This window comes from Vibrio azureus, from assembly GCF_002849855.1.
Taxonomy (GTDB): Bacteria; Pseudomonadota; Gammaproteobacteria; order Enterobacterales; family Vibrionaceae; genus Vibrio; species Vibrio azureus.
In genome coordinates this window covers 334,153-349,229 of record NZ_CP018617.1, presented here as the reverse complement: position 1 = coordinate 349,229, position 15,077 = coordinate 334,153, and the positions used below count along the sequence as shown (strand labels likewise).

5 protein-coding genes are annotated in these 15,077 nt (G+C 41.4%); all 5 read right to left on the bottom strand.

Annotation, left to right across the window (positions count from 1 at the left end):
- Positions 1-78 precede the first annotated feature (78 nt).
- Positions 79-2,175: a tail fiber protein gene (locus BS333_RS15350; protein ID WP_081638542.1), complete on the bottom strand. Its 2,097-nt coding sequence runs from the start codon at positions 2,173-2,175 to the stop codon at positions 79-81.
- A gap of 114 nt (positions 2,176-2,289) precedes the next feature.
- Positions 2,290-6,330, bottom strand: a complete 4,041-nt coding sequence (locus BS333_RS15345; RefSeq protein WP_021710332.1) for a hypothetical protein — start codon at positions 6,328-6,330, stop codon at positions 2,290-2,292.
- Positions 6,327-8,687 carry a hypothetical protein gene (locus tag BS333_RS15340; protein ID WP_021710331.1) on the bottom strand — a complete coding sequence of 787 codons (2,361 nt, stop codon included), beginning with the start codon at positions 8,685-8,687 and terminating at the stop codon, positions 6,327-6,329. The genes BS333_RS15345 and BS333_RS15340 overlap by 4 nt, the downstream gene beginning before the upstream one ends.
- A 240-nt stretch (positions 8,688-8,927) precedes the next feature.
- Positions 8,928-13,451 carry a DUF6603 domain-containing protein gene (locus BS333_RS15335; RefSeq protein ID WP_021710342.1) on the bottom strand — a complete coding sequence of 1,508 codons (4,524 nt, stop codon included), beginning with the start codon at positions 13,449-13,451 and terminating at the stop codon, positions 8,928-8,930.
- A 131-nt stretch (positions 13,452-13,582) separates the two neighbouring features.
- Positions 13,583-15,034, bottom strand: a complete 1,452-nt coding sequence (locus BS333_RS15330) for a hypothetical protein (protein ID WP_021710343.1) — start codon at positions 15,032-15,034, stop codon at positions 13,583-13,585.
- Positions 15,035-15,077 lie beyond the last annotated feature (43 nt).

The window sequence follows — 15,077 nt, the reverse complement described above, 5'->3', positions numbered from 1 at the left end:
AAAATAGCTCTAAATTTATTGAATTTAGACTGAGGTGAATCGTGTTTTAAATCGAAATAGTAGAAGTAGAGATAGGTTTTATAGTTTCATGATGTAACAAAGAGCGTAATAAGGAGGTCGATTTTCATGACTGTGAGTATTCCCAGAGTAATCACACGTTGCAGAATGGTTATGATACCCTGATTTTGATGAGACAAATGTATTCGTCGTTTCTTTACCTTCAGAGCCATCCAAACCGTGAGTAACAGTTCCTCCGGCTTCTCCTTTATCAGCATCTATGGTTACATCATGGGTGTGTGTACCACCGGAGTGTATTGATATACCGTGTTTGTGCCTTGGCATTTGTTCAATACTCAAAGTGACCCTATTTGCCCCTCCAGTATTATTGATCTTGTAGCCTTTTCCTACCCCGACAATAAATCGGTCTCTGAGATCAGGAGCCTTTAATGTATGTTTGCCATCTGTTGATGTGTAATTTTTCCCATCACATAACGCCCAACCTTCTGGGATAACATCACTATAAAACATGGCAATGAAGCCTCTAGGGATTAAATCATTGCCTAACTCTTTTATCTTACTACGAGTATTGATATCACCTTGAACGTCTAGGCTATTATGAGGAGATTGACTATCAATGCCTTCAGCTTCATTATTATTACTATTGGTACTGTCTATACCAATTCCTACATTTTGATTTCCAACGAGTCGTGCTAAGTTACTGTTTGTTTTTGTAATGGCTAAGGAAAAAGTATTATTTTGCTGCCCAATTAAACCGGAGATATTAACGTCAATAAAGCTCCGCCCAATGTGCTGATTAGGGGTAATATTATCAATCTTAATTTCAATCGCATCCCCTTTTGGAAGCAAAAAATCTACTGCTGGAGTCCATGAGAAAACAGATGTGTTGTGTGAACTATTAAGCTTTTCCAATACCCCACTGCTATTATTGACGGGCACACCCGTTTCTTCATCATTTTTTGCAAGAGCACTAAATTCATCACCAAATGGTACGATTAATTTAATACTGGCGTGTTCACTAAACGCTAATGTTTGGTTTGAACGGTTATATAAAAATACCGAAAAGGAAGATGATTGGTTTGTCGTTAAGCCCGTCGGCGTTTCACAAGATAGAGCTAATGGGTACATCGCCTCTAGCGTTTCAAACTTCGCATTATACGCTTCACTTTTTAAATCGACTTCGTTATCAAGTGCTATACCATGTTGAACCAGCAACGAAATAAGCTGCTTCATTTTTGCAAACTTCTTCTCGCCATATTGATCCGACTGATCTAACTTATTTCGTAATGAATGTTTTTTGTTATCTCTACCACTTATGACGTCATTAACTGTATCTGTTTTCGTCGCGAGATCGTAATCGTTTAACTTTTGCGTACGCTCATTATATTGAATGGCCTCATCGTTTCCATCCGCTTCTTCTTTCGCTTTTGTCATATCTTTTGTGAGATCATTTGCAAAAGCTAAGTTATCTTCATTATCATCTTTGGTTGCATATAACGCACCTAAAAGCGCCGCTTCAATATCATCGGTCTTGCTATCGTATTGACCGATTTGAGTCGCAATTTCAGATATATATGCATTGTTTGAAGACAAATTTAAGATATCGACCTGACTCTCAACACTCGTAGAAAATGACTCTGCTTGCTCTTCAAAGCGCATACCCTGAGCACATATCTTCATTCTTGTACCTCGTTTCCCCAACAGCGCATCAGCAGTACGGTAAGAGAAAGAAAAGGTAAACTCATCCTGAGGTTGAAGGCTGGTACTGTATTCACAAATAAAATCGACACACCAACTGCCATCACCTATATCTTGAGCTTGTCTTATTTGCCACCCTTCTTGCTCTTCAAATACTGGAGGATATGGGCTTTGAAATACACCATTACGGAATAGTAAGCGAAAATGATAACATTGCTCTTCTTCTAATAACCCTAGTCTGATTGTATATTGGCTTCTGTTTTTTATTATTAACTTTTGTTCAACTTTTGTTTTTCCCATCACATCGACAATAAAAAGTGTATTAGGTGCATGATCTTCCCAAGGCCCACCCTCTGGGTTCATTAATAAAAAGTCGATTGGGCTACTATTTGTAAATGCCTGTCTATTTAATGTACTGGTTTGCATTTCTTTTATTCCTGAATATTCTGTCGTTGACATAATAAACACCTGGTTAATTTTATTATTTAATTTAAATATTAATTAAAAAATTAATAAAGTAGCTTTTTCGACATTTACTACTTTTCCGATGTCTACTGTTTTTTAAAAACAGTATTAATTATCCATAGCGGGTTTTAGTCTACCTTCTACAGCCTTTAATTTACTGGCTAAAACGCCTACGCTGGATAGAGGTGCTATTTGTTGCTCACAACTTGCTTGAACGATAGGATCTAGCTGTCCCCACACTTGCTGCCACTCTTTTGACCATAAAGAAACATCAACTGCGTTAAGCAACCCTAGATTAGGTGCACTAGGAATGATGGCTAATACTTCATGTTGAATCATCCATTGCCACAACTCTTCTGGGTTCATAGCGACACTCCCAACGATTATGTGAGTGTTTTCACCACCATTCTGACTGTTTATAATACGATCAATAAAAGTCGCTTTATTAACAAGCCGTCCACTGAATTTTTGCAACCTTTCTCCCTGTGGTAACGTTTGTTGCCACTCCCAAGTGATCTGACTCGCCAACGGAATAGAAAATGTCTCTGTTGGACTGAGTAACGGAGCTGCAAAGTAGTCAGCTTGAATATTCTTTAGAGCGTTAATGTAATCTTCTGGGTCAAGCCTTAGCAATTTTCTTGGTACTATCCCCGTGGTCGCATGGACTTTGCTTTGAACATCCATCAGCATGAGTAGCTCTAATGGTTCGTCATCCAATGAACGAGTAAGGTTTAGCACACCTTCACCTCGTATTTGGTCGACATAATCATGCTCATTCGGATCAAAATTTGCCGCATCGACAAGCGACTCATCCGTTTCTCCATGAACATCCCTCATATCAGATTGAGGAAAGTATCCTGTTTCTGACAGAACACCTTCAGCAACTGTCCAATAGCCAATCAAACCATCATCAATATTATTGTATTCACCCAGTTTAATTGGCCATTTCACCTTAGTGAACTGTCGATTCCGGCGCTTTCCTGTCTCTAAGTACTCATTTAGTGCGGCCCAACTTTTATCGACATCGGCTTTACCCATTAACTGCAGATCCAGATTAGCACTGACAATCGCTAGCGGCTGAAATGGGCAGTACATGTTATTTTCACTACCCAAAGGTTCAACGTTATCTTGTCCACGCCTAATCGCTTGTTTCAACTTTGGCCAATAGTTCGTCGAACTTCTTGATGCTGAAAATAGCGATAGTGCTTCTTCATACTCAACGCCTGCCTCTGCTGGCCACATTTCGCGGGTTATCGGCAACCGATAAGCTTTAGTGCCTTGCTTGTAGGGGACTATAAGGTTCAATTCGATAAAGTTTTGCCAAAGCTCTTCGGTCACATGTGATTGGTCAATAAACTGAGCTTTAGAAATACGATTATCGTTATGAAAGCTGAGTAATTTTAGAATCAAAGAACGTAATTTGGCATTATTAACAACGTTCAACGCTTGCTTATCACCATGATCATCAACCCACTCACCATCACTGTTTATTGCCCCTACAAAGTACCCCTGAGAATCATAAATCATCACGGTTTCATCAAAAAGATTGTATCCAATCCAGCCACTGATCGGTGATACAGCTTGTGTATCCTCGTCAATCAGATCAAGCCAACGAAATGAAAGCCTTAAAGGGGATAATACTCGTGGCATTGAGTTTATTCGGCTATTTTCTGGTAAGCGATGTGGGTTGATTATATTTTTGTAACGGCCAAACGTATCAACGACTCGAAGCTGTTCTATTTGCAGGTCACCATTTTTAATGGGTGTAAAGCGATGCCCAGTAGACGGCAATTTAAATTTTTTGTTACCAAGAAGCGCATTCACTTCATCGCTGATATCTTTATCAAAACCATCTGTATGGGCAAACTGTGAAGGGTCAAACAATTTTAGCAAAGTTAAGTTACTGTACATTATCAACTCATCATGCAAGCCATCCAAGGTTTGCATCATTATGGGTTCAGCATCATATTGTTCGTAAATGGTTTCAAGACGATGATTAAACTCGTCAACATCCTCATTAATCGCTTGGTCTTCTAGCTCATCTTTGTATTTTTTTAGCTTCTCTAACACGACTTTTTTAAAAGAGAAAGTCAGTAAAGACCGTCCATTTACGGTATTGGGACTTTCTGTGACTAAATGCTCTTGCTCTCTGTCTTTAGTCAGATCAACAGCGGCACTTGGTAACGAGTAATGATCATCATTAAGGGGAATTCTGTACTGTGTAGTGACATAATCTTGGTCATATTGATAGTTCTCTCCCTCTTTGTCTGTCCTCGCTCGTTCATCAGGAAAGCCTGCCACACGCCACTCCATGAATAAAGGTGACCACGGTTGCTGTTGCCACTGATTCAGGGAATGAGCGGCCCATTGCCAAGGCTGCTGTGTATCCATATTTTGTAACCACTGAGTCATCGATCTATCCATCTCGTTGGTCAGCATTTCACACGACACAACTTGGCACTTCAATACGCCATCTTTTCCGTGTCGACGAGAGGGGTTTACAACTTCACCTGAAAGTAACAGCGTTGGATCTTTTGGCTTCCAATATCGAGGACCTGGAACTTGAATTAGTGGCGAGGCAAAGCGCTCGACTTCCGATTCACTCAAATCGAGCTCTCCCCGGTAAGAAGCCATAATCCCGCAAATTTCAGCCTCAATTGAACTCATTAACGAGCTCTGCAAATCTTCATGTTCTTTCAGCTTCGCTATCGTATCGGTTCGCATCATAAACGCAATTTGATTGAAATCAGGATAGCTATCACTTTGAAGATCGGTAGGATGCAAACTCAGCATGTACTTGGTCCAGTCACTGTAAAGTAACCTTCGAAAAAACTGTAACGTGTGTTTGTTTTGGTTGGCTAGCTCTTGCAATCGGTTAAGTTCAGACAAACGGATTTTGACCTTGATTTTGAACTGATTCAACTTCAGCTTTAGTGACTGTAGTTCACTTTCGTTGTCACTATCTAGGTCAATCACTGCCTCTTTAAATATCGCTTCGTCCGATTTTAACTTCCATAAATAACCCGAGCTAACAGCAGCAAACTCTTGTTCATGTCGCGACGATTTCAGGCTATCCACAAAATCAATACTCTGCCCTTGAACGTCTTCATTGATCAAAACAGAGAGCAACTGATTTTCAAGCTTTTCAACTTCTTCTTTCTCATCTTCGTCGGAGGTACTTTCCACATGCTCTGCAACAAACCGTTGCGCCAGATGACGAGCAACCGCCTCCATTGGACTTTTAGAAAAATTAAACCTTGTCTCTTTTTCATTAAAGGAGTCACGTAAGTTAAGCTCATCAGCAAAACTGACTTTTCCGTAACATAGCAACCTTTGAGCAATAACATCGCCTTCAACCTGCCAGTTTGCGGTTTGTTTAGCGTCGGAAATGAATGTGTCTAAAGACGTCTCTCCATTGATAAGTGAGTCCTGAACATAATCTTGCGTTTCATCGGAATACCAACCAAATACTTGATATTCATAATTAGCCACTTGTTCACTGGTCATGCCTTCATCGAAAGCCCCAAAGACGCTAAAACAGTCCGTATAAAGTGACGAAAAATAAGGCGTACCCCAACCGAGCACATTAAGCTCTGGCAAGTAGCTGGCTTTTGCTTTTTGCTCTTCTGTTTCACTGAGCCACTGATTAAGTTCAATTTGACGTCCTAGATAATGATAGGGCTTTTGTTTCCCCTCGCCTTTATCTAGGCTCGGAATACAAATTGCGCGCACGGATTGCGCGTCTTCCGAGTGAATGTAATCACTTTCGATGATCCAACTCTTATTAGCCAATAACTCATTATCAACTAACTCAGGATCTGTATCGGTTTTCAGATTACGTAAGATGAGCCACCGATTGGGGACTTTGGGCATTTTAAGTCCCTCGTCTGTCACCTCACCCTTGGTTAGCGCATCCGGTAAGCTCCAGTGCAGATGAATGCCTGGTGGTAACGTACACAGGTTGTTAAATGAGGTATTCGCGATAGAAGAGGCCAAATTGGCGGTATCGTAGTTTACGTCGATATTGTCTTGGCTTAGATAAGGTAAGTCATCAAAGTCATCTGATGTCTTTACCGCATTCATGGGGAAATCAGCCACAAGCGCATCGACTCTCATCGGGACAGTTAAGAAGTTCATTGTCTTATTCATTCTTGTGTTCCTGTGTTTTCAAGACCAACGGTAAATTCCACTTTTGGTTCCCCCTCCAGCATAAATCGGCTAAACCTTGCGGATTTAAAATGCGATAATCCGTCAATATAGTCTGCGTTTTCTGGCTTGCTTTGCAGTACAGCCGTTAATTGAGTCACGATAGCCTCTGACAAAGCCGTTACGTCAATAATCGCGAGCTTGTTATCTGTCATAGGTATCTCTAAGCCTTCAATAGCGGTGGTACCACGGAACTTAATATCTTTAGTGTAAAGATGTGTTTGATAATTAAAGTCAGAGCCGTAATGTAAACTTTCTGGAGGCAACGCAAGGGATGCATAATCAAATGGAACTTGTGTACAGACAAGTAAGGTATCTTTGGCTAAATCCCGCTTAATCGTTATCGGGCTTAGCGGACATTGCTGCTCGATAAAGTCGGTGTATTCATCAGCATTATCGCCTTTGTATGTTTCTAAATCTAAGTTCAGATGGGTTGAGGCGTCACCAACATTTCTCATTTCCACCATCAACTCCGGATATGCCCACACGATATCTGACCGTAGTAACACCCCATGCTGAGGCAACTGATTCCATAGTGCTTGATGGCATTCCTCAAACAGAGCATAAGTAATGTCAGGCCGGCCGTTTAATGACAAAGCGCCCAACCATAAACTTTGAATCCATTTAGGGTCGATACTGAATACTCTTAAGCAGCGAGATGGTAAGAGGTCTGGGTCTGGAATGAGATACCAATTAGGCACCGCCGATAGGTCACCAAGTTCCATGAGCCATTGATGGATATCGCTTTTTTGTGATTCCATTTCAGTTTCATCAAGTTTGGCATAGGGTAAACGCGCAATATTAATCCCTCTTTGTGCTGCCGCATTATTTCGAACTTCGTCAGAATCTGTCAGTGTGACATAACGGGATCGAGCACGCTTATATTGCGTTAGTGCGCTTAGGAATTGAGAATTTTTAAAGGACAAAAAACGTCCTAGCTCATAAGCAGCGCTATAAGTAATATCAAACATCCCCTCTTTTCTATGGAAGCGCAACAGTTTGTCGGCGTCAGTTGCACTATAAGAATTATTCAAATGGCAACGCTCTAGTTCTGATAATTGTATCGTAGAAAAGTCCCCCATAGTGGTGGGTGATAATGGTCCTCGATACCAAGAAATCGATTGAGCGCCTTGTCGATACTGGTGAGGTACAGCAACCAAACCTGCTTGTAATCGATCACTAAAATCGTTCGCTTGTTGTATTTTTCTGTCGGGAAGTTTAAATGCGTTCACATCTAATGCTTTAGCGCGCTCTTCAAAGTTGATCTTCGCAGGTTGACAGTAGAAATCCCAAGAAGTCAGCACAATAAACCGAAGATAATCATTATCGCTGAGTAATCGAATTTCAGATAATACCGCTTCGGTTAAATAACTCTCTAAAGACAGCACACTCGCGGTATTTTCTAGCCCACCAGGGTATCGACTCGCATTTTCTGAAGTCGCACTTTGCCCAAAACGATTTGATACTAATACCGAAAGCTCTCGTTTTAGTGACATTTTTTGAACTACAAAATGATTATCCACTGTTGGCACAGCATCAATCAGCATGTCACCTTTTAGGCTATTTTGTACCAGCCAACCACGGTCTTTAGAGATCACTGAAACTGAAGATCCCCTAGGTAAATTCAGCTCTGCCAGCTTTGATAAATCACCACTATTGAGATCAGCTTTAGTGGTACTCATCAAGCGGATTTCATCCCCTACAGGTTGCCATCGACGACGAATGTGCGCCAAATACTCAAGTTGATCTTTATCTTTGGTGTTTAGCCTCCCATTAAGAATCAGTTTATTAAACAAACTTTTCTTAACATCAATGGTTCGTACGGTTTTTGATGCCGCTGGTAGGGATATATCGGCAATGAGCGACGCTTTTTGATTTAGTGGGAAATAGACGCCCTTATTGAGTTCTTCTAACGGGATAGGTCCATTCAACCTAACACTTCCCTCTTCGACGTCATTTTGATTGGTCGTTAGCAAGTACAACCAAGGTTCATAAATCTCATAATTCTCACCAGCGTCCAATTCATCATCTTTATCATAGGCAGAGCGGAGCCACGGTAAACTGCCCTTCGTAAATGAGATATGTGGAATGGTATCTGAGAAGTCTCCTTTTTCGCCCGGAGGTGGGTATTGAGCAAAGATAAATTTGGGGTCGATACTGACACGTTCACCCGCAACACATACCTGCATTTTGTCACTGCTTGATTCGCCTTGAAACCTCTGTTTAGCATCAAACTGATAATAACCAGCTTCAAGTTTAGGCTTACGGTAATCAATAAATTGTAACTGGTCATCCGTCATTGAATATCCCACCTTTATTTTTATATTCTGAACATTACTTTTATATTCTCAACGCTTGCATTTGCTGCTTTACCACTTTGAAAAACACCAACCCATATACCTAAGTGGCCTAAAGATGCTTGATTCAGAGCGAGGCCACTGAGCCGAATTCAAGGAAGAAATAACCCCCATATCGAAGCCGATGACTTCAATGTGAGACATTGGTATTGAGTTAGAGCGTAAGAAGGTAAAGCGTGATGATTAACGATCGTAGACTTGAGGCACCCCGATAAAGGCCGATTGAATATCTCTATGTAATGGAGTTACATCCATCTCGACATCACTATCAAACAGCTGTGCAATATTGGCCCGCTTGATGGCCACTTCAGCACTGGTAAGACTGTCTGTGATGCTTTGTATATTAGTGGCATCGTGTTTCGGTACTAATGGTTTTAGGGCGCTGCCCCATTGCCAATAAGGATCATTTTCTACGATATCTTGATATTTAAATTCGTCAGCATCCAGTGCTTCGGTAAAGCCAGGAGGCTTACCATTAGCCGCGACAATTCGCGCTCCATTGAGTAATGAAATCGTAGAGTGACTTTGCGTTTCGAGCTTTGGTATGAAATCTTTGCCCCAAATCGCTTTAGGGAAGTTTTTACTCAGAGAGTCTCCTTCGAAGTACATCCCTTTTTTGAGACTAGTAAAATCGGGATCATTGGATACTTTATAGAGTATGTCGATTTCCCAATCTGTTATTTTTTGGGCCTTAACTGGCGCTAAATTAAACGCGTCACCTTGTTCGACATAATCGCGGTTTGATGCCTCTCTGTCCGAAGATTTTAATGCTAACATGTTGACAGGAATAGGACTTTGACATCGAAGTTCTAGTTGATCGGGATCAACGACTTTCCATGCATCAATAGACCCTATCTGCCCTGACTCAATCGACAGGTCAACAAATTCAGGCGATGATAAGCTAGGTATGTATTGGTCTTTAAAATCTCCCCAACTAATACCTGCGGTATTTTGGTTTTTCTTAGGCCCAAAGCCAATTGAGAATTCATAAATGTCCCAATCAATACGCGCTTTCCCAGCAAAGTCAGGTCCCCATATAGATAGATCAGCGCCAATCGAAGTACTAAATTCAACAGACGCGGTGAACAATCCAAAATCTACCCTCAATTCCACGCTTGCGTAAACATCAACGCTGAGTTCGGCTTCATAATAGAAGGGTTGCCATGCCATGATAAAATCGGTTTTTGCCTTAAAGCCAGCTTCCAAAGGTCCGGTTTCAAAACTGGCTTTTAGCATTCCTCCTGCCATGATGCATGAAGGGGTCAAGGCAGCGTACATATCCCCTTTTATCGACAAATTACGGCTTATTTTCCAGCCAAATTCTAAGCGAGAGACACTTGGATAGTGAGCTGGCTTGCTATATTTAGGATGGTATCCCCCTAAAGAGAAAACAAAGTCCCCTGATCGTTCATCATTGAACCACGCATAGTAGGCAAACTCACCTTTAAGCTTACACTCACCCGCTAAAACATAACTATTATTGTTGACCTTACCATTAATTTTTACGACACCATCAGCCAAACGCATATCGCCATCAAAGTCCATCTCGGCATAAGCTACTGGGTACTTCAATACCTTACGACTAGGGAGTGCTAAGCGCGATGTTCCATCAAAATTCAAGGCCTGCTCGTCAAGGCTTAACGCGACATTAGCGACTGTATTAACAAGTTCAAACGAGTTAAAGACTAAACCACTGAGCTTAACGCCGCCACGATGCTCGGCAATACCAAAACGTTGATTTTTGCCTAGTATGCTGGCGTCCAATGTCGCTCTATCTGGCGCAATCACCAAATCGCCTTTAAGCAGTGAATTACCAAATAAACTGAAAATCAGTTGGCCATTTAATGAAAAGTCACTTGAGCTTAGCTCTCCTTCAATGAATGCGCTCATATTGACTTGTGGCAAGTAAGGGAACAAGTCAAGGCCACCTGTGATGCGTAAATTATCATTTTGTATTGATACTGAACCGAACATAACTTGATGATCCGCCACCCTTAAACTGGTCGCACCTTCAAGCATAATACTTGCTTTAGGCTCAGTATTCAGTGCTACTGCCCCTTTAATGTCAATCGCAAAAAGTTGGGCAAGCTGACCACTAGCATTAAAGCCACTGTGCACTCCTTGTTCACTCATTGCGAAGCCAAAAGTTGTGCTCATTTTCATCGCATCACTCAGGTCGACTTCACCACGCAGTAATGTAACGAGTCCATTGCCTTCTTCCTGCCCATTTACTATTGATTTAGGTAGAACCGACAGAGCTCGAGTTTGATCTTCTCCTTTGAGTTGTAGCTTTTGAAAGCCGACATCCGCTAATTCGTCAGGGGAACTCAGCAGATAGTTAACTTGTATATCCGCTAAGCCAAAGAAGCTTACATCCTGACTACCGATTCGATATTCAATTGGCATGGCTGCCAATAAGTGTTCCACCTGACCTGTTTTGATAAAATTTAAAGAGTTGGCAACAAACGGCCACAGCTCTTTGGCTTCAAACCGCTCAATCGAGCCCCCTTTTTTACCCAGTATCACACCACCTAAGTATTCCGGTAATTGGAGATAATTTTCACCAATCTCAAAATAAGTATCAAAAGGACTGTCGTCTGCGTTAGATTCCAGCAGCGCTTCTTTAGTGGTCACAAAGTCGATGAGCGGAGTAATGGTGTGAGCAAGTTGCAAGGCATCGACCGTCGGTTTGGGGAAATGCCATTGACTCACCAATTCAAATCCTTCCACCCCTGTTCGACTTAAACTGATGTCGTCAAAAAACACAGGTTGAATTGACTTGGTATTCAAATCCACCAGCGCAAGCAGATTTTCAAATTTCAGCTGAGTGATGAGCGAGCTTGACGGTGGTAACATCGGCACCTTGGCAGCACTTGCCGCCATAGACGCAACAATCTCGGGCAACAAGAACAGATCAATGGTGCCATCGGCTTCAAGCACGCCCATTTTACCCGCTTGGTATTGGCCAAGTGAAAACGAATTTAATTCGATACCATACAATGCGGGGCCTGCTGGTAGGAGCAATTTAAGCGTTTCGCCTTCTGCCAGCGTTATTCCTCCCGTACAACTGCCCTTACTGTCGATATTAAAGTGGTAATCACATTGTGATGGCAAACTAATGGTAAAGAAGTGTTCTAGCCAATCGGGCAACAATGCTTTAAACGCATCGATATCTAAACCGACAGCGCCTAAAGCATCATCCATTAACTCGCCCAAAACGCCGAATGAATCAAGTCCTAATTTGAGATCCTTGCCTTCACTTTGTATCGGTAGGGCGACGCTGTTAGGCAGTAATTCACCCACTGCACCCAAGCCAACATTGGCGAGCAAATCTTTAAGCAACGAGAGTGGCAGCGACAGTGGCTCAAGGATTTTATAGCTACCACTACCACGCATGGCTCCCGAACCATCGCTAACAAATTTTGGTGAAGTAAATTCAATGTGACCGAACTGATGCGATTTCATCACCCACCACAGGCAAGACTCGTTGTAGGTATTTCGCCGCGTCTCGGAATAAAACTCAAACCCTGCGAACTCTGCCGGAGCCAATGGCGATGAAAGCAGATCAACCGTTAAGCCACTTTCAGAGAAGTTCAAACGCATCTTAAAGGTGGTTTGTTCTGCTCTATTACTATCAAAGACAACAAACGGCTCAATGGGTAACACATCATTCAGCACACTCGGCAAACGCCAATGGCATTCTATGCTGCCGCTGCATGTCGCTTTGCCTTGGTCGCCATTATTTGAGTGACCACTGGAGACCAATAGATTCAGATTACCTAGCGATAAGCCCAACTCGCCAAGGTCTGCTGCTGTGCCCAATATCTCAGCCAAATCAAGACTTAACGCCTGAATAAACAGTGGCGTGGTCAGAGCGAGTCTTCGCACCCCATCGACTTGTTTAGCACTGAGTACTAGCGGCAGTTTAAGCGGTTCATTATTGGCAGGCTGCATCCACGAGGGGCCACCAGTGATAAGCAGCGTGCCACTAAAGGTGACCAAGGCGTGTTTGTCTTTACCCGAGCCTCGGGAGACAAAGTTAAGTCCTTCAATATCTGGGGTGATGGTTAAATCGTCTTCTAAGCCAAACAGAGGAATGGTTAACGATTTTGGTAGTACGACGCTTTGCTCGTCTGGCACAAACGAGATTGGCGCAAACCCCATGTTACCGACGTTGATTCGCAGCAGTCCTGCAAAGTTTAGCTCGGGAACCGACGCCCCCTCGCCGAGCAGATCTGACACATCAACATCAAACATTAAACCACCGCGTACCTCAATACAGGTGTTGCGTTTGGTTAGTAGGGTTTCGCTGTTATCAGTGTCATCGTAGCCAGTATCGCCTTTGTTAGCCTCCTCCTTTTCTTTATCACCCTTAGCAGCCTGTTCATATACTAAACGAATGTCATCGTAGGAGAACGACACCATATCACCTAGCTTGATTTGCCCTGTTTCAAAGTGAATAAAGCTCATTACATCGGCAATACCTTCGCCAAGAAAGTCTTTGGCATCTTGTCCTGCACCGTCACCGCCAAGCAGCTCGATGATGGTAAATATATCTCCTTCTAATTGTTTTGGGGTAACCCCCAGGCTAATAGCATAACCTGAGGCGGAGATGCTGTGGTCAACCACAGCATCGTAGTCCAACGCCAAATCTACCGCAGGGGTGGTCAGGCGCAGGCTTTTTTCTGCGAATAGTTTGGCAAGCATGGGAAGTCCTTTTGCTTGAGTTGGGTGGTTTATTTTGTTGAGATGTTTTGGTGTGTGGGTTTGGTACTATTGGTATGTAGTAAATAACGCATCAGGGTAATTTTATTTACTGTTCCTCTTTTAAGCGTCCCTTATCCTATAGAGCCTATTAGATTCTCTCTCTCATTTATAATCAATAATAACTCATCCAACCATACCGATATATTGAGAGGCTCTTTTCGAGCCCACTGCATTAATCTAGTAACTGAAGTTCTCAAATATGGAATATCATTAATTTCTTTTGAAGACAATTTAGAATCAACTATTCGGATATCATCCTCTAACTGCTCATTGCCAGAATCCAACTTCTTCAAAAGCACTTTTTTTGTTTCAACCCATTTTTCATTCCCCTTCTCAATATTGATATTTAATTTTATACCTCGATGTAGTTCTTCAGGATAACTTGATTTCAAACTACTTTTGGTTAATTTTACCCCTAAAAATTGATTATCATATGAGTCTATCTTATTTTTAACCATGAGATAGTCATGCGAAACTAAGGAGGTGGCCCCTTTCAAAATACTAAGTGCCTTACGACTATCAATAATGTTACTTTGCATTGATATTGAATTCATAAATCCCTCTGCTACAGGGTTTGGTAGTACTTTTATTTTAGTTTCGTTTAACTCTATAGTAGTATTCTTTCGACTATAATTGATCACGTTACGTATAATTCTATTCGTCATTTTTAATGAATCAATAACGGTAGTTCTGTTGGCCAAAAGTACCTCCGCCTTATTTATATAGCGAAGCCACACTGCCTCAACGAGCTCAACACAGGTGTTGACTAAATCTTCTCTATTTTTTGACAGTATAAAATAATCATTAAAACCACTAAAGTCTCCTTTCTCATACCCATCTGGTTTTATAATTTCATAAATTAAGTTTTGAGATACAATTTCAGGCGTACTTGTATCCTTAGATTCATCTACTTTCTCAAATAGACTATATAATTCAATGATGCTATTACATTCGACGCATAAAACATCAACATTGTTAACAGCGTCTATATTTCTATCATAGGGTTCGACGAGCTCATATTCTTCACGTGAGTTTTCATCAACATTCCAACTAACATTTCCTGAGAAGTCATCACCACTACCATACAAGCCATATTTTTTAGGTTCGAAATTAGAAAGCAACTTAAGTGGAAGATACCAAATTTTTTTATCCTCAATTTTTTCACCCGTGCTAATCAATTGCTTTCTATAGTCATTTCCACCCTCCGATAGTGACCATATTTCTTCGTACTCAGTACTTGTTCGCTTATATTTAATTGATGATGCCAAATTGGTAACTAAAAATCTGACATTCTCACTGATTCCTTTGTATGCATTATCAGCTTTTCTAAGTTTATGATTATCACAATAACCTTGAGCGCTATCTAATATTTCAAATATAGCATCAAATAAAATATTCAACTTTTCTGTATTTTGTGAGTATGTTTCCATACCTTTGTTACAAAGTTTAACAAGCTTTTGATTTGCAATACTTTGCTGAATATACTCTTCAATTGAAACAGGTTCATCTATTGGCCATGACATTTTTTCTTCCTTCTCGTTGTTTATATACGTAGTAACTCACACT